We start from the raw sequence: 18,032 nt of genomic DNA on the forward strand, positions 1-18,032 counted from the left end.
CATAAAATGAACACGGAGCATTAATTCTATTTTTCGAGTTGTTGATAAGCTATTCTATCATGGTTACCTCCTTTCTTTTATAGTAGATACTATCTTCTTATTTCCATGCAAAATATCGGTATGTTGCTAAATCCGTATTAAACTGTTCCCTGTACTTGCGACCGATAGGAATGATCGGCTCCACGTCTTCCAAGTTAATCTCGCTACCATTGTGCGCGACAACAGCATCAAGGGCTACGATAAAGCTCTGATGTACCCGCGAAAATAAGCCGCTGGGTAATAGTTCCATCAACAACTCCAACTTCGAGCGAACACAAATAGTCTCTTTGGTCGTGACGATCGACATAATTTTATCTTGGCTGGAAATATAGCGGATGTCACTGACCAGCAGGCTGAATTCCATTCGATTCACATCGACGACATTGATCCTCGCTACATCCCTCTTCTCTTCCTCACGGCGATCTACTTCCGCTATCATTCTCCACAGCAAGCTTTCCAGGTCCTCTATAGCAGGCATCTTCGGAATATATCCTATCATTCCCCTCTTCGACGCATCATAGGCTTGATTGGTATAGCCCGAACATACTGCAAATACAGGTGGTTTCTGTAGTAGATTAAGCAATTTGATACCATCCAAATCCGGCATCTGCATGTCGATAAACAGCAGATCTACCGGGTTGTCCCGCAAAAATGTAAACGCCTTCAGCGGATCAGACTCGATAGGCAGCACCTCCAAAAAAGGAAACTCCGACAATAAACTATGCAAGATCATAATACTTCCTGGCTGATCATCCACCATCAGCAACGTATAAACAGACTTTTTCATCTCTTATTTATATTTATCGTAAAAAAGAATTTTCCTCCATCCTGCTGCACGGTAATAGATATGGGGAGCCCCAGCACGCTTATCTGCTTTTCGACCATCTCGATACCTTTACCTGTACTGCCCATTGATTCTACGCCCCTCCAATCGATATAATTGACACATCGAATTTCCACGCCTCCATCCACTCGTTTAATTGCATATCTTACCGGATATCTAGGGTCCAGACGAGCATATTTTAAACAATTCTCCAGCGGTAAAAGCAGTATGCCCAATGGTATAACATCTTCCGACTTGTTGCCGTTATCCAACCCAGTACACATTACCGTCCCTTCTCCATATTGCTGATTGATCATTGCTATAAAATGTTTGAGTTGCCGTAGCTCTTGTTTAAGTGATACCAAACCCATACGTCCTTGATCCACCTTATTGAAATAAGCGAGCAACTCAATCAGGGCTATAATTTTCTTTTTTTGATCAGGTTTAGAATCCAAGAGTACCGCACCAATATTTGTGCTTAAAATATTACTGATAAAATGTGTTTTTATCTCCCGCTTGATAAACTGCTGCTGCAAACCAGTCAATTTTTTTAGTAGCTGCCTCTTTTCGAAATGATGTTGTATCAAACGCGTTATCGCCACTGTAAACGCAGCCATGCTCACCACGATTATATAAGGACTTATCAGCCGTTTGCGAAAATCTGCTTCATTATAAGGAACCGTATCGTCGAACAACTGCAAACCAACAGTAGGCATCCATTCTTGTATTAGCTTATACATCACGGGAAATAATGTCCAGTAAAGTACGGTGATGCCAACCACGCCAATTATCCGCCTTGCCCACCCTCCTTTCCATACCATATCAAAACAGAGCAGGTGCACGCTATAGTAGGCCGCATACAATAGTACCACAGCGGCAATATGGCGATGCGGGATATGATCTTCTACATACTTCGCATTTACATTCCACATAAGACTATAGAGGGCAATAATAAAGATAATTGCCAGCACAGGCATTAACGATCTTGAACACGTCATATCCATTAGGTTTAGTAGATGTACGTAAACCTAATGAATCTCGAAAAAAAATAAAAATTTAATTAGTGAATTAATTGATACGAAACACGATCAAAATGCGCCATTCGCCCCCGCCATTGTATAGGTATCCATGCCTCTTTCGTGCCCAGTCGCTGTTTCCGGAAGGGAAGCAAATTTGCCGGATCGAAACTTCCATTTTGATGTAAGTAACCCCAGCATTCCCATACCCAAGGTCGGTCGGCCACCTTCTTTTCCAACCGATCGTATAAGGACTGCATACCGTGACCTATAAATCCCCGCCTATCATCCCACACACCCGGATCAATTCGCTCTACCGCGCTCAGCTTGCAAACTCCGCTTACTTCTTTCATCCACAGAGGAATAATCGGCACCTGTAATACATGGCTTATCATCGCTATTCCCTGCTTTACCTGCAAACTTCCCCCAAGGAACCGAATTGCCGTACGCAGATCTTTGTTCCCTGCTAACGTGCCTGAATTACCATCGGCAAATACGACGACATGTCTCTGCCCCCGCAAGGCGGATCTCATTTTTAGCAGCACAGCGCGGTCGTCGCTAAATAAAAAACGGTATGCGCTGCCATTGCGTTGGAGTTGTGCCTGTAACCCCCAAAAAGTGGATTCATAGCGTCTATACACCGCCCTATCTAGCAGGAGATCGAAACTTAATCCGACCTTCCCCAATGCAAGCACCGTCTCAAAATGGTTTCCCAAATGGTATAGGCAGAGCAAAGCCGGTTCAAGTTGGAGCAACATCTGTATATCGGCGGTATGTTCGATTTCCAAAAGTTTATGTTGCTTGGGTTTGTGAAATGCCTCAAAACGCCTGTATAAATCTTCATGTTCCTGCCATGGGATATGCGGCAAAAAATGGTGGATATGTGCACTAAAGAGCGCAAAAGGCCACTCAAATAATGTCTTGTTCATGTTATAAAGGTTTTATCAAAGAAGGGAGGGCGGCTCATTGCCCCCACCCTTCTGAACGTTAGCGTCTAATATGCGTTACAGCGTAAATATCGGGCATCTTTCTTTGGTAGGTTCTTCCTCCAAAAATGGAACGATCTCGGACCAAGTCAATACTTCCGATGGTTGTACATTAGGCTCTCTGTTGAACAATACCTGTAGATTTTCCATGTTGCTTTATCTTTAAAATTTTACCATTTATCCCCCAGCAGCTTGTACCTTTCTGTTGGGAAGATATTTCTCATTTTGTCGGATCCAACAGCCCAAATCTTATAAACCCTTTCGAAAAGAAAAAAATGTGACCGTACGTTACAGCCTAAACGCCGTAAATAACGTATTCGCGTTCGTGCCAATTTTCATGCTGCAATGGGTTATTTGAAGGTTAAAATTTAGTGTCGTTTACGCCATATAGACGTCGTTTACGCCATATCTGTGTTTTATTCGCTTGATCTTGGAATGAAAAGTTATCAGGTACCAGCCGTTTTTTCTTTACAGAATATTTTCTTTAGATTTGACCCGTTAATTAATTTATACAAACCTAGTTCAATGTGTAGGCCGCCTTTTACTGATGAGAGGGAACTGTTGCAAAAGCTGCGGGATGGAGATTCGTCGGCATTTGAACAGGTATACAATTTATATGCTGCCCAACTGGCGTATAAGATACATAAGTTGATTAAGATACAGGCTGTTGTTCAAGAATTGCACCAGGACACCTTTTTGAGATTATGGAATAACAGGAAAAGCTTAACAGAAGGTACGAATCTAAAAGCGTATATCTTCACTATTGCCCAAAACTTGTCTATAGATTTCTATCGTAAAGCTTCAAAAGACAAAGAGTTGGAAAAACAACTCGCCGTCCATATTAATTTATCTTACGATCATATAGAACCCTTGCTAAGCTATAAAGAAACATCAACTATATTAGAGCAATTAATTTCACTCCTACCTCCACAGAGACAAAAGGTTTTCAGATTGATTAAACTCGAAGGCAAATCCTACGAAGAAGCGTCTGTTTACTTTGGTGTTTCGATAAGTACAATAAAAGATCACATGGCAAAGTCTTCCGATTTTCTCAAGGGAAAGCTATCTGAGAACTATCCACACCTTTTATTTACCATAGCGAGCTATATTATTTTAAAATAATTTCGTTTTTTTTAAAACTGAAGCCGAGAACAATTTCATTTGGTTCGTCTATATAATTAAACGAGGTTTGCCATGACGTATATCGACGATATATTCAAACGCTATTTAAACAATTCCTGTACCGAAGAGGAGCTCAGCATCTTGTTACGGTACTTTGAGCTAGACGAATATTCGGCCGATCTCAAGTCCCTTGTGGAGCAGGAACTTCTTCATATTGAGCAAGAACAGACATTGTCCAAACCACTTCTCGAAATGGTGGAACAAAATCGTTCTTTGCTGATGGAAAAGATACAAACCAGAAGCAAAAAAGATAAGATCAAAAAATTGCTTATTGGTCTGTCCATTGCAGCATCCGTACTACTTGTCTCGACATGGACATTTTATTATTTTGGCCGTCAACCTATCGAGCAAGTCGAGCTTGCCGACCAGCACAATATAGAAATAGGACCGGGTGGCAACCGTGCCACCCTTACGCTGGAAAATGGTCAATCTATCGTGTTGAACGAAAATAAAACCGGCATTGCTATAAGCGAAAATGGATTTGCATATACCGATGGCTCAAAAATTACGCAAAATACGGCAACGCAATATGCCACGCTATCCACGCCACGCAAAGGACAATATCAGATCGTATTGCCCGATGGTACTAATGTATGGCTTAATGCAGAATCTTCGATACGATACCCAACTGCTTTTAGAGGTAATGAACGAATGGTAGAATTGAAAGGAGAAGCCTATTTTGAAGTAACCCATAAACCAAAACAGCCCTTTATTGTGAAGACCAAATCACAGTACCTGAAAGTACTAGGCACAACATTCAACGTCCATGACTATCCCGATGAACTTCACACCGTCACCACCTTAATCAGTGGCAGTGTCGAGCTAAACAGCGTAAAAAATAATACATCACAAATACTTAAACCCGAACAGCAAGCGGTTTTACGACAAAAGGGGTTTGAAGTTTCCACGATAGATGTAGCACCATATGTTGCTTGGAAAGACGGAGAGTTCAGGTTCAAGGCCACACCATTGCCCGAAGCTATACGTCAGATCGAACGATGGTATGACTTGGATGTAGATTATACACACATACCAGATGATATTAAAGTACACGCATCTATACAAAGAGATAAAAACCTGTCCAGTGTGCTGTATGCCCTGGAAGAGATAAGCAATGTCAAATTTAAGATCAAAGGGAGGAGGCTACAACTTATGAAATAATAAAGTTTACGTTGTTTGGCATCCTCTTCAAAAGAATAGCCAAGGTAGTGGAATACCTTGGCTAGTAAGGAGCTAACATTCTATTTATTTATCGCTAACAGAATAATATAACCCTATAAACAACAAAGTTATGAATATTCACTTTGTTTGCAAGGAGAAAAGAAGCTATGTAATGAAGTCATCTTTTCACCTTGATAAACACATATTAAAAACCTTTATCGTGATAAAAACTATTGTATTATTGGTACTGGCATTTAGTTTTCAGGCTACGGCTAAGGTATCAGCACAAACCATAAGTCTGACGCTAAAAAATGCAACGCTTTCCAGTGCATTGGAACAAATAGGCAAACAGACCAAATACGACTTCTCTTATAATGACAGAATCTTAAAAAATGCCAGACCAGTGAATATATCGTTGCAAAATGAAACATTGGAAACGTCATTGCAATTATTGTTTGCCGAGCAGCAGCTTACCTACGAAATACGCGATCGGATTATTATCATTAAAGAAAAGAAAACCGTTAGTCAAAAGCCCCTATCGTCCGTCGTACAATATAAACAAGAACTGATTCGAGGGCGCGTTACGGATGAAAAGGGCGAGCCGATGTCCGATGTAACGGTGCAGTTTAAAGGAACGACAACCGGAACCAAGACAGACGCTCAAGGACTGTACGACATCGAAGTTATCGGAAGCAACACAAACTTAGTCTTCAGCTATATAGGATATGCTCCCCAAGAAGTTTCCATTGCCGGGAGAAAGGAAATAAATGTGGTCTTAAAGATGCAGGACGCCAGCTTGGATGAAGTTGTCGTGGTGGGCTACGGCACCCAGAAGAGAAGCGACGTAACCGGGGCAATCGTCTCCATCAGACCGGAAGAGCTGGAAAATACGCCCTACTCCAATGTCGTACAGTCGTTACAGGGCAAGCTTCCTGGGGTGAACATCACCAACACAGGAACCAGTGCCGAAGGAGATACCCGGCTGCGGGTTCGCGCACAGAATTCAATCAACGCCGATGCCGGACCATTGATCATATTAGACGGCATTCAGTTCGAAGGATTCCTTTCGGAAATAAGCCCGAACGATATCGAATCGATCGAAGTACTCAAGGATGCTTCTTCTGCCGCGATTTACGGAGCACGCGGAGCGAATGGCGTTATGTTGATCACCACCAAGCGAGGCGTTAAGGGCAAAACTCGTCTGGCGCTGGAATCCATGCTTAGTACCAGCAACATCATCAATCGGCCAGATATGATGGATGCCACCCAGTTTTATAATTTTAAACAACGACGCATGGGATTCGTCAGTTCGTTTGAGGAACAGCAATACCAGAACGGTGTCAATACCGATTGGCTGGACTACGCCACACAGACCGGCTTCAAGCAGGATCACAACCTATCCATTTCGGGCGGCGCAGAAAAAACAAAGTTTTTTATAGCAGGAAACGCTTCCCGAACCGATGGTGTAGCACGTAATGACGTATACAATCGTTATGCACTGCGGATCAATATGGACACCGAGATCACCCCTTGGCTAACGTTCGGTACCGCCTCTACCATCGGCTATTATGACCGTCCCGGCGAGGGAGCCAACATCAGTAACGCCAGCCGGATGAATCCGTTGACAGCACCCTATGACGAAGACGGAAAATTGAATTTCCAACCCAATCCAGACGATCTGAATATTGTAAATCCATTGGAAGGATTAAACATCCAAAAAGAAGATGTAGCCAGACGGATATTGACCAACAACTACATCCAGATCGATTTCCCATTTGTGGAGGGGCTTTCGTTCAAGACCTTAACGGGTTACAACTACCGCGCACGACTGATCGAACAGTACAGTTCGTCCTCAAACACGTTACGGGGCAGTCAGGTGGGGGGATCAGCGACGGTCAACAATCAAAACCGAGAAGAATGGTCTATTGAAAATATTCTGAGTTATACCCGAGATTTCGGACGCCATAATGTTTTCCTAACGGGGGTGTATACCGCCCGGGCGTACGAAACGAAATTTCACGACAATACCGGTGTAGGGTTTCCGGGCGATCACATGTCCTACTATCAATTCAGATTGGCTACCACGCTAACCCCATCCGATCAATATATCAAGGAATCTTCCTTATCACAAATGTTTCGAGCGAATTACAGTTACGACAGCAGGTACTTGTTTACCTTCACGGTGCGGCGTGATGGCTTTTCCGCTTTTGGAGCGAACAATAAATACAGTGTGTTCCCTTCTGCGGCTGTTGGATGGAATATGGAGCGGGAACCTTTTATGGAATCCCTCACCTGGCTAGATCGTTCGAAATTGCGGCTATCATTGGGCGAAAGTGGTAACCAGGCCATCGGTGCCTATTCGTCGATGCCGACCATGGCCAATCAATATTATCTGGATAATGCAGGCGATCCGTTGATCGGGTTCTATCCCAACCAGCTAGCCGATCCTACCCTTAGTTGGGAAACCACGCGTCAGCTCAATATCGGATGGGATTTTTCTATACTTAAAAACCGACTATCCGGAACGGTCGACGCCTATTTTTCCAATACCCGAGCCTTGCTGTTGAACAAACAGATCCCCCAGATCAATGGCGTGACCACCATCCGACAGAATATTGGTCGGACGAAGAGCAGCGGCATAGAGGTGGCGTTATCTTCTATCAATGTGCAAAGTGATAACTTCTCTTGGCGAACCAACGCTAATTTTACGTACGCCAAAAATGAAATTGTAGATGTTGGTTTGTTTGATGACGATGGAAACCCGTTGGACAATGTAGCCAGCAGCTGGTTTATCGGCAGGCCCATTGGCGTCATCTATACCTATGGATTTGACGGGATTTGGCAAGAAACCGACGACATACTCCATTCACATATGCCCACCGCAAGACCAGGCGATGTACGGATAAAGGATCACAATAACGACGGTATCATCACGGTGGATGACCGGCATATCATCGGCCAGAACTTCCCGAAATACACCGTAGGTCTCACCAATACACTCGCCTACAAGGATCTATCCCTAAGCTTCTTTATATATGCATCTCAAGGAGCGACCCGTTTTACCGAGCATATGAACACCTATTTCAATGGGTCAACAACTATCCGGCAACGGGAATGGTGGACACCGGAAAATAAAACCAACACTTACCCCGCCAATCGAGATGATTCCAATCCTTATTCACTCAATTATTTTGGAAAGACAAACGACGCATCCTTTATTCGCTTAAGCGATATTTCGTTGGCGTATAAAATACCCCAATCGATTACCAATAAAATAAACATAGATCGTCTAGAACTTTTTACCAACGTGAAAAATGTGCTAACGTTAACCCGATTCATAGGGCTGGATCCCGAATACGAATCGGACTTCGGCATTCCGCAAATACGAAGCTTTCTTTTCGGTGCGCGGATCGGATTTTAACCATTTCAATTACATCCAATCATGAAAACACACGCCTACAAGCTATTCATACTCCTAACGCTGACCGTAATGACGGCCGGTTGCAGCGACAGCTTTCTCGACGAAATTGCAAAAGACGAGACTTATGCAGATAATCTCTATACCGATCTGAACGGCTTTCGCCTGGCTAAAAACGCGCTACTCCATTTCCCAAGGCAGGAACGAATGGAACCCATTCAATCCGCCGAACTAGGTGTGATTTGGAAGATCGGCACCGACGTTGGCTGGGCCAATACAGAACTCTCGTGGACGAGAGGCCTCAACCAATATACAACGGCCGACCTAAACGGAATGATGCAATTTTTAAATGGTGACACCGAAGGAAGACCAGGTATATTCCTGATCTTATACAGATGCATCAGCTCCGCCAATTTGCTCATTGCCCGTTCCGGCGATCCGGATGTCGATTGGCAGGGTGGCAATGCAGCGGACAATGAAATAAATAAAAATGAAATGGTCGCTCACGCTCGGCTTATCCGTGCATGGGCATATCGCCACCTCGTCATGACCTTTGGTGCAGTACCGATCAACACGACGGAAATTACCGGGGAGAACTACCGCGACGATTGGCAACGGGATCCGGTAGAAAGTATTCAGGCCCTTATTGAGGAAGATCTGCTTTTCGCAGAACAATGGTTGCCAGATAATTCCAACGACGTCACCCGTTTATCAAAGGCGATTGCGCAGCATTACCTAGCTGAACTGTACCTTTGGCAAAACAAACCCGATCAAGCAGAAGCCAAGGCCAAGGCTGTGATTGATAATCCGAACTACCAACTCATTACCGAGCGATATGGTGTCCGTAGAAATGAACCGGGGTGCGCGTTTATGGATCAATTCTATGACGGCAACATACTCCCCAGCCAAGGCAACACCGAAGCGCTATGGGTATTTCCAAATTCAGATGTCGACAATATCCTTGGAGCGTACAGCAATACGATGCGGCGTACCTGGGTGTCGGCGTATAACAACCGGAATATAGCTTATTCGCCCGAATACGGTGGCCGGGGTATCGGGCGTGCTGCAATCACGGCCTGGGTATTCTCCCTATACGAATCATCAGACGATCGATTTAGCGAACACGCTATTCGAAAAAGCTACGTAGATCGGGATGGGAATACGGTCGTGTGCCAAATGTCTGCATCTCAAATGACCACCAATAACCATATCTGGGCCAGTACCCGAAAATGGGATTGGACGTACGATAATCCTTCTCGCTATGGAGAAAGTTATTCTTATGCAGACCAGACCTATCTGCGACTGGCAGACACTTATTTACTGCTTGCGGAAGCTTTACACATGCAAGGGAACAACAGTGAGAGTAATGGTGCCGCATTTTACATCAATCAAGTGCGCCAACGTGCCCATGCGACACCTGTGTCGGCAGGCGAGGTTACATTGGATTATATACTCGATGAACGAGCCCGCGAACTTGTAACGGAAGAACCGCGTAGGGAAACGCTTATGCGTACAGGGAAATTGATCGAACGGACACGGCGATACAACCCCATTGCATCCGGTGAACGGAACGGTGGAGCCGGCATTCAGCCATTCCATACACTTTTACCGTTTCCACAACGGATTATTGACGCCAATACCGGGCATCCATTGAAACAGAATCCTGGGTATAACTAATAGAAACCAATACGATGAAAACGATACTAAATTTAATATCCATTTTAATCGCCTTTACCACATGCAAAGGCGAAAAATTTGAATCAGACAACCGCATCCAAGGCTATCCCGAAGCAGCTATCGAAACGCTGCGTGAGGCTCCATATCCCATAGGCGCAGCCATTTCGATGGGACCGCTACGCAATAGTGAAGCATACCGCCAAACGGTCATCCAGGAAATGAGCAGCATCACAGCCGAAAATGCGATGAAGATGAATTTCATCAGCACCGGCCGTGGGGAATACTTCTGGGAGGATGCCGACTATTTGGTTGATTTTGCCGCACAAAACAATCTCCGGGTACATGGCCACACGCTACTATGGTACCGTCATACCCCCGATTGGGTAAGCGGATTTTCGGGAACAAAGGAAGAGTGGATAGCGATTATGCGCGAATATATTCAAGCGGTGGTAGGTCGCTATCGAGGGAAAATTGCCTCCTGGGACGTCCTTAATGAAATAATCCTGGATGATGGCACCCTACGCCCGTCAGTTTGGCTGACCAACATTGGCTTGGAGTATATCGGTTTGGCTTTCAAATTTGCGCACGAGGCTGATCCTAATGCACTCCTTTTCTATAATGATTATGGACATGAATACAGCCACAACCGTCGGTTAGCAACTAAACAATTGGCAGACAGCTTGGTGAATGCCGGCGTTCCTATCCACGGCATCGGATTGCAAATGCACACCAACACCAACCGGTCGATCGACGATCTTCGGTATGCCATCATGGCCGCGGCTACAACCAAACTTATGGTACATGTGTCGGAGCTCGATGTTGCTGTAAACCCAGATCAAAATCCTAACGCAACGTATACAGAGGCATTAGCCGCCCGGCAACAGGAGAGTTATCGCGCCGTAGCCCAGGCTATGTTAGATCTGCCGGAAGAGCAACAGTTCGGCATTACATTTTGGGGAGTGTCTGACGACAACTCCTTCATGAGAGATAATCCCGATTGGCCATTGGTTTTCGATAGCAACTATCAACGGAAATCGGCTTATCGGGGGATTTTACAAGGAATTTACCGAAAAGGCGATCCAATGGTACCCGTATCACTTCACCAAACATCGGCGAACTTATTTGCGAATGCCCAAGTAGAAATCGCTATTTCAGGAGGTATGTCCCCCTATGTTATAAGCAAGAATTCCAATCCCGCTACTGCTACGGCCGTTGTTAAAGGTACTAAACTTATCATAACCGGTGTAACAGAAGGGACAACGAACATTACCATCACCGGAGAAGACGGAAGCAGTGCCCAGCTACCGGTCAATGTAAAGCGGACGCCCAGTCTAATTACATTTGAACAATTGAAAGCCAACTTGTCATCACAAGAATCTATTATCTTACCTGATGATATTAAAATCAAAGGCGTTGTCATCTCGGATACTAAAAGTAGAAATATCGATGCTAAAACTGTGGTATTGCAAGAAGACAACAACAAAGGGGGGCTTTTTATAGAAACCACGGAAGAAGCCGATTGGAATGTGGGAGATGAAGTAGAGGTGATTGTATCACAACGCACGCTAGCAAAGGTTTATGATGAGTTTACGATAAAAGATATTCCGACAGACCATATTCAAAAGTTAGGAGATAAAACCATTATACCGAATGAAACGACTGTCGATCAGATACTCGCCTACAAAAAAGATTGGACGGGTACACTCGTGAAGTTAGGTAGCGGCAGTTTTTCGGGAGGAAGTGGTAAGTATAGCGGCATGTTGGCATATACCGACGTCAGCGGTTCCGTTAAATCCATGATCAAGATACACGCAACCTTTGCAGGAACTGATTATCCCGAACAGGTAGACAACCTTATTGGTATTATACGAAGTGAAGGCGCTAATATCAGATTGGATATCCGGAATACCGATGATGTTATAGGAAAAGTGAAGCCACACACCTTTATCCTAGATAATTTCGAAAGCGGGGTCAAGGATATCAAATTTAGAGGTGGAAACGATGCCGCCGTTGTAGACGTGGTGGACAACCCGCTGAAATCGGGTTTAAATACGAGTAATAAAGTGCTGAAGGTCACAAAGAGCTTTGCAAGCCAGCAATTAAACGTTTACATTAAACGGGCCAGCAATCCAACGGTAGACATATCTGGTGAGGTTTGGGGTAAGAATTTCGATCGGGTGCGCTTTATGTATTACAATCCGGTAGCTTCCGGAAGATCCGTTGCGTGGAAATATAATGGACTAGACCCTATACTTAATATTGCGCCGCAGCCGGCGTTAGGCGTTTGGTCTTACGTAGATATTGCTTTGACATCAAACCAGATGGATGCGCTCACATCCATGAACCTACGCTTAAATGATGGATCCGGTACTAGAGAAAATGACATAGTCTACATCGATAATATCGAATTTTACAATGCTGAGCTTATGGAAGAATGGATGGGGCAATAGATAATCTCCTCCCCTAAGTCAAATATCCCCGACACCATTCTGTGTCGGGGATTTATTCCACTCCTATTCGACCCAGTTATCCCACCCCCCGGGATTAGCTATATTACCAAGTTTTTATCGCTACTTGACCGTTACAATTTGGTGTCGTTTACGCCATATACGCGTCGTTTATGCCATATCCGTGTTTTGTTCGCTTGAACTTGGCATGAAAAGATGATTTTTTGTAAGCTTGAGGGACTAACAATCGAAAAAATACCTGTTATGGAAAAAAGCCTACATATTAACTTTCGATCGCACTTTGGCCAAGCGATTACCGATCAAGCGTCCGGGCAGCCAAAACCTTCGCTCAACATCCGACACGCAGACACGCAGTACTATGCCAAAGAAGAAAATTGGGCCATTGCACAAGAATTTGATGGCAAACATGGTTATCTCTTTGGTTATGATCTATGGCTCGAGCAGGCTGTCACTATTCCTGTCCGTGTCGATATCGGGGATTTGTATGTGGTCTATGTCGTCGAGGGAAACGACGACATTCTGATCCGGGATGCTGGGGCCGATCTTGTTTGCACCCTTGCTCCCAGCCGTGCCCGTTATCTTTATGTGCCTCCCGGTAATTATCAGGTTGAACTTTCTCGTGGACAACATCAAATCTTTGGGTTTTACTTCGATGGCGGCATCTTTCGCGATGGCAATGAGCGCAGCTTTCGTTTTTTACATGAGGTGATCGATGGCTATCGCAATAACGTGAAAAGCCTGATCCACAGCATCGATTTTCTCATTGGGCCGAAAACCCGGCTACATATTACCCATCTCTGTAAAAATTTAACGAAAGGCGATTTCAATAACGAGACTTTCATTTTTGATGAACTGAGCCGGCTGGTACAGCTTTCCAGACGAAAGGTCTACGAGGAATACGAACAGATCAACCCAATACAACATCTGGCCGATAATGCCATTGAGCTGGTTAAAGCCTATGTGCATACCCACGGGCAGGCCTTCAGTATCCAGCACGTCGCCGACGATCTGGGTGTGACCGCAGCACATCTATGTCGTGTATTTAAAGACGAGAAGCTTCCTTCTCCCAGAAGCTATAAAGATCGTTTTCTTCTTGCGCGTTGCACAAAAGAACTTCTACACGATCAGCAATTGGGCGATGTTGCCGAGCGTTGCCAGTTTTCCAGCGTCGCGTCATTCAGCCGGTTCTTTAAAAAGCACACGGGGCAAACGCCGGGTGCATACAAAGATGAGCTATATCGCTTACACCATCGTGTTTCGCTATAAATGCATCAGGATGTTGACCAACTTTCCAAATGGATCCCGTACATAAAACCGACGCACGCCCCAGGGCTCATCGACCGGACCGTATGCGATTTCGCATCCATGTTCTTTCATTCGCGCATACGCTTCCTCGACATCATCCACTTCGATGGATAGGTCGGGTACGGCAGTTCCAGATCCACCTTCGGTTGCAAAAGCTATCTGCACACGCATGGTTTCCGTATTTCCATAACTCGTTATCCAACCGTGATCCATCAAGATATCCAAACCTAACAGCTCACCGTAAAAATGTTGTGCAGCATCAATTTGTTGCGTGTTTATATTCGCGACTATTCTTTTTACCTCCATTGTACCCGATTGTTTTAGCATGCTCCTTCAATAGGTCTCCGCAATTTACAAATCAAAAATGGATAATTCAAGATATCAAAAACGGACAAACACCTGCACTACATTCTGTATTAGTTTTGCTTTCTAAGTATCACGAATCGATAGAAGTAAACATGAAAACAAATGTGAGAAATATAACAGAAATTGTCATCAACATCAGCAGAATATTACTGATTGCCCTCTGGGGATATACCGCCTCGATGAAACTGGGAAACATGGAGCGAAATTTAGATTCGATGCACAAGCAGTTTTTTCCAGCCTATGTCGGCGATATCCTGGCCTATCTTATACCGATCCTGGCTTTAATCACCGTGGTTTTTCTGTTTTATCGCACAAAAGTGGGGCTATGGCTATCTATCGGTCTACTCGCTTCATTCATCGCATTTATAATCACCGCATTTGCTGATTTATTCCCGGGGCAGACCTGCGCATGTGCGGGGATATTTCCGACGCTGGGCTATGTTTTTCATTTAGGGTTCAACATCATCATGCTTGGTGTCGCCGTTACCGGCTTGATATTATATAACAAACAAATACGCGGGGAAGCCGAAAACCGCTACCAGAGTAGACAACATAAACTTTTTTATGAACAACATGATTAACAAAGTCATGAAAAACAATTCCACTTTTTGGGGAATAATGGCAGCAGCTGCTATTATGTTCTCCGCCGGCGCTGGTTACGCCGGTTCAAAAAATGTTCAAACCGCTACGCATTACAACGCTGAAATGGATCCCAATATCCCTGCCAATTGGCAGCCAATCACACCAGGGAGTCCGGGCGAGAGTGAGTGTACCCTAAGTACGCGCCCTTGTAAAGCCGTCCAAGACAGTCAGGGTAATTTTATCGTCACCGAATCAGGCGATCTTCCGTTAAACTAGTAACGGCACTTAAATTATCAAATCCCCATTTTTATCCAAATGGGGATTTTTTCGTTAACGACTTCTATCCCGATCTTCTATGATCAGTTTATCATAAATCGCCATTTTTTTTTCCAATCGCAGACCATAAGGTTTCAATGCAGCGTTTATCTCATCTAGCGAACGTATCGATCCCAATAGATGTACACTGATCTTACCTGTGTATCCAGTTTTATCAACGAGGGGCTGCTTTGCTCCATAAAACACAGTAGATTCAAGTGCTGTCATTAATCCTGATATTGTTCCGTTATCGATTACGATACCATCCATATCGGTCCGGTAGCGTCCCTCCTCTTCGCCAACCACTTTCCATAGCTTACGGGGATTCGGATCAAATTCAGTCAATACCAAACAGGTGTCCGTTGTTTCGACGGTGTGCGCATGGAACATCGGAAAGGCGACGCGAAGATCGGATATCATTTTTTCAAAAAGATCTTCTTTCGAAGAAACGACGGCTTCATAACTTACACCATGATCCACGAGCCAATCCAAAAAACGCATTCCCTTCAAACCTGCAGTGGCGAAGTAACTCGACCTCGACCTCACCTCTATCGCACTGTCGTTAATGAACCTTTTCATTTTACCAAAGGCGACCCGGTACAAATTCTCCAGCGCCATGTTCGTTCCCGTGAATTTAGTTTTGTCAATATTATCTATGTGGTTTAAACTGTAACCACTGGAAGTCCCAATTCGTTCGATGTAACCAGTGGCCAAGGAGTAATTTTGAATGTCGATAAGATTTAGATCGGCATTCTTTTGCAAAAATCCCAAAAGTGTTTCATTATGCCGGTCAAACGATTCTATTTTTTTATCTATTTTATTCCTGAGATTCGTTCTTCCCTCTGTCAGGGCCAACTGCACAGCTTCCCTTGTTACCTCCTCCGTCACTGCGATAACTCTCCCCTCTTTAAGCCATACGTAGTGTGGAATAACGCGGTGCGGAAAAAGTCTGGAAAGAAGCGTATCGCCGAATAATTTTGGAGAAGTATGCACATACATTCCTCTACTTTTGCGTTTCTCCAGAAATTCCAGCACCGTCTCCTTATTCTCTGAAGTTATCGTGATCACCTCTACTTGATCGAGATTTTCCTGCGCGATACTATCTACTTTCGGCATCGCAGCCAAACAGGCTCCACACCATGTAGCCCAAAAATCTAATAGAACAAGTTTTTTCTCACTCAACGCTCGGAGATCAACACTCGACTCTGAACGATCATGAAGATCGTTTAACATAATGGAAGGGATTGCCTGTGCCCTAAGCGTAAGGCAAGCAAACAGCATACCTATTATCATAAAATATTTCATATTATTATCTTTCTATTCTCTAATATTTTGTTCCAGCCCCGAAATCTCAACCTCATCCTGCGGTATCGCGAAAACGTACCGGCTACTGTTAGGCGGGAGATGGAACTCTTCTCCATTATATGTCCTCGACAGCTCGATATGCGTATCGCTACCTCCATTCAACCGTTTCAGATCTGTCCAGCGCGTTCCACGTCCCACCAGCTCTTTCTGCCTTTCACCCAGTACCCATTGAAGCAATTCGCTTTGGTTTTGTGGTACATCGGCAGTTGATACATTATCTACATAGCGGTTCATCAGCAACCCTTCCATTGTTTTTATTCCTTCCTCCAACCGGTCATTACGAACAAGGCTCTCTGACTTGATCAGATAAAGCTCATCTGTTGCCAGTCCGGTAAAATGATAGGACGAAGCACCGGAATATGTACCCGTATACAATTTCCCCTCGTTAAAAAAAGTATGTTTGCGGAGATCGTCATCGAGGTAACTGTTATACAGTTCATCCGCCCCTTGAATACCCGCAACACCGACCAATGGAACATTGCTGCTTGTGAAGAATATGACCTCTGGATGCGTCGAAAAATTAAACTGGGAAAAAGGCAAAGCGCCTGTTGATGAGAGTGTATTGAAATCTAAGAGCGTTCCGCTGATTTCCAAGGCCCGGTCCGCAAACAACAGGGCATTATCGAAATCACCTATGTTGAGAAACACACGCGCCATCAGAGCGTAAGCTGCCTGCACCGAAGGGTGCGTCTTCACCTGTGCCTGCTGTGGTAGAAGATTCATGGCCTCTGTGAGTTCGTCGATAATAAAGCGATAACCTTCATGCAACGTTTCCCGTCGAGTATCTCTGGGAAAAGCACTGTCGGTAATAATCGGCACACCCAGTTGCTCGGTCGCAGATGGATCATAACCTTCCGCAAAATCCTGCAACAGATTATAATGCGCCCAGGCTCTGAAGTATAAAGCCCGCCCATACAATTCCTCCCAGACATTCCGATTGCCTCCATAATCGACCATTACACCAAGCGTCTCCAGTGCAATATTGGCATACATAATCTGCTGATAGGGCAAGTCCCAGGGAGAACTGTTTAGTCCGGTGGGATCAATTTCGGCATTCCATAGGTATAAATTCCGCTGCACTTCGGGAAGCGAAAGGATTTTTGAATCGGTATAATAAAAGTCACCATCCGAGACCATGCGGTAATAATCCGTACGGTTCAATACGCTTGCATTATCCAACAGGGATTCGACATCCTGCAACGTTTCGACTATCACTTGGGCCTTCCGGGGCTTGACCTCGAGAAACTCCCGAGAACACGCCCCCAGGACAGCCAATGCCAATAGCACCATAAAATATCTTCTATATATCTTTGTCATTACTTTATTTCT

15 protein-coding genes are annotated in these 18,032 nt (G+C 44.5%); 8 read left to right on the forward strand and 7 right to left on the reverse strand.

Features of this window, described 5'->3' with window-relative positions; genetic code table 11:
• Positions 1–97: 97 nt before the first annotated feature.
• From G5B43_RS02700 to G5B43_RS19480, 4 genes are all read right to left on the reverse strand, one after another.
• Positions 98–826 (reverse strand): LytR/AlgR family response regulator transcription factor, encoded by a 729-nt coding sequence (locus G5B43_RS02700; RefSeq protein ID WP_165293159.1) that lies wholly within the window; start codon positions 824–826, stop codon positions 98–100.
• Complete coding sequence (locus G5B43_RS02705; protein WP_165293160.1) at positions 823–1,860, reverse strand: histidine kinase; 1,038 nt, start codon at positions 1,858–1,860, stop codon at positions 823–825. Before G5B43_RS02705 ends, G5B43_RS02700 begins: the two co-directional genes overlap by 4 nt.
• A gap of 62 nt (positions 1,861–1,922) precedes the next feature.
• Positions 1,923–2,807, reverse strand: a complete 885-nt coding sequence (locus G5B43_RS02710) for a hypothetical protein (protein ID WP_165293161.1) — start codon at positions 2,805–2,807, stop codon at positions 1,923–1,925.
• A gap of 75 nt (positions 2,808–2,882) precedes the next feature.
• On the reverse strand, positions 2,883–3,014 hold the full coding sequence (locus tag G5B43_RS19480; protein WP_262887150.1) for a hypothetical protein: 132 nt from the start codon (positions 3,012–3,014) through the stop codon (positions 2,883–2,885).
• Positions 3,015–3,389: 375 nt separating this feature from the next.
• On the opposite strand from G5B43_RS19480, the gene G5B43_RS02715 reads away from it, so the two are divergent.
• From G5B43_RS02715 to G5B43_RS02740, 6 genes are all read left to right on the forward strand, one after another.
• Positions 3,390–3,986, forward strand: a complete 597-nt coding sequence (locus G5B43_RS02715; RefSeq protein ID WP_165293162.1) for an RNA polymerase sigma factor — start codon at positions 3,390–3,392, stop codon at positions 3,984–3,986.
• A gap of 72 nt (positions 3,987–4,058) precedes the next feature.
• Positions 4,059–5,207: a FecR family protein gene (locus G5B43_RS02720; protein WP_165293163.1), complete on the forward strand. Its 1,149-nt coding sequence runs from the start codon at positions 4,059–4,061 to the stop codon at positions 5,205–5,207.
• 220 nt (positions 5,208–5,427) lie between these two features.
• On the forward strand, positions 5,428–8,628 hold the full coding sequence (locus G5B43_RS02725; RefSeq protein WP_165293164.1) for a TonB-dependent receptor: 3,201 nt from the start codon (positions 5,428–5,430) through the stop codon (positions 8,626–8,628).
• Between the two features lie 21 nt (positions 8,629–8,649).
• Entirely contained in the window at positions 8,650–10,302 is a 1,653-nt protein-coding gene (locus tag G5B43_RS02730) for a RagB/SusD family nutrient uptake outer membrane protein (protein ID WP_165293165.1), read from the forward strand.
• 14 nt (positions 10,303–10,316) lie between these two features.
• Positions 10,317–12,752, forward strand: coding sequence for an endo-1,4-beta-xylanase (locus G5B43_RS02735; RefSeq protein ID WP_165293166.1), 2,436 nt, complete (start codon positions 10,317–10,319; stop codon positions 12,750–12,752).
• Positions 12,753–13,013: 261 nt separating this feature from the next.
• The gene (locus G5B43_RS02740; RefSeq protein ID WP_165293167.1) at positions 13,014–14,036 is read left to right on the forward strand and encodes a helix-turn-helix transcriptional regulator; all 1,023 of its coding nucleotides are present in this window, start codon (positions 13,014–13,016) and stop codon (positions 14,034–14,036) included.
• Here the strand turns inward: G5B43_RS02740 and G5B43_RS02745 are convergent.
• Entirely contained in the window at positions 14,031–14,402 is a 372-nt protein-coding gene (locus tag G5B43_RS02745; RefSeq protein WP_240904699.1) for a VOC family protein, read from the reverse strand. The genes G5B43_RS02740 and G5B43_RS02745 overlap by 6 nt on opposite strands.
• Positions 14,403–14,545: 143 nt before the next feature.
• Here G5B43_RS02745 and G5B43_RS02750 point away from each other — a divergent pair, with 143 nt between their 5' ends.
• Both G5B43_RS02750 and G5B43_RS02755 read left to right on the forward strand, forming a co-directional pair.
• Entirely contained in the window at positions 14,546–15,022 is a 477-nt protein-coding gene (locus tag G5B43_RS02750) for a MauE/DoxX family redox-associated membrane protein (protein WP_165293168.1), read from the forward strand.
• On the forward strand, positions 15,015–15,299 hold the full coding sequence (locus tag G5B43_RS02755) for a hypothetical protein (protein ID WP_165293169.1): 285 nt from the start codon (positions 15,015–15,017) through the stop codon (positions 15,297–15,299). Before G5B43_RS02750 ends, G5B43_RS02755 begins: the two co-directional genes overlap by 8 nt.
• A gap of 54 nt (positions 15,300–15,353) precedes the next feature.
• Here G5B43_RS02755 and G5B43_RS02760 read toward each other — a convergent pair whose 3' ends face one another.
• Together G5B43_RS02760 and G5B43_RS02765 are read right to left on the reverse strand one after the other, a co-directional pair.
• Complete coding sequence (locus G5B43_RS02760; protein ID WP_165293170.1) at positions 15,354–16,643, reverse strand: TlpA family protein disulfide reductase; 1,290 nt, start codon at positions 16,641–16,643, stop codon at positions 15,354–15,356.
• A 12-nt stretch (positions 16,644–16,655) separates the two neighbouring features.
• Positions 16,656–18,020, reverse strand: a complete 1,365-nt coding sequence (locus tag G5B43_RS02765; RefSeq protein ID WP_165293171.1) for a RagB/SusD family nutrient uptake outer membrane protein — start codon at positions 18,018–18,020, stop codon at positions 16,656–16,658.
• Between the last annotated feature and the right edge of the window lie 12 nt (positions 18,021–18,032).

The organism is Sphingobacterium sp. SGR-19, from assembly GCF_011043555.1.
GTDB lineage: Bacteria > Bacteroidota > Bacteroidia > Sphingobacteriales > Sphingobacteriaceae > Sphingobacterium.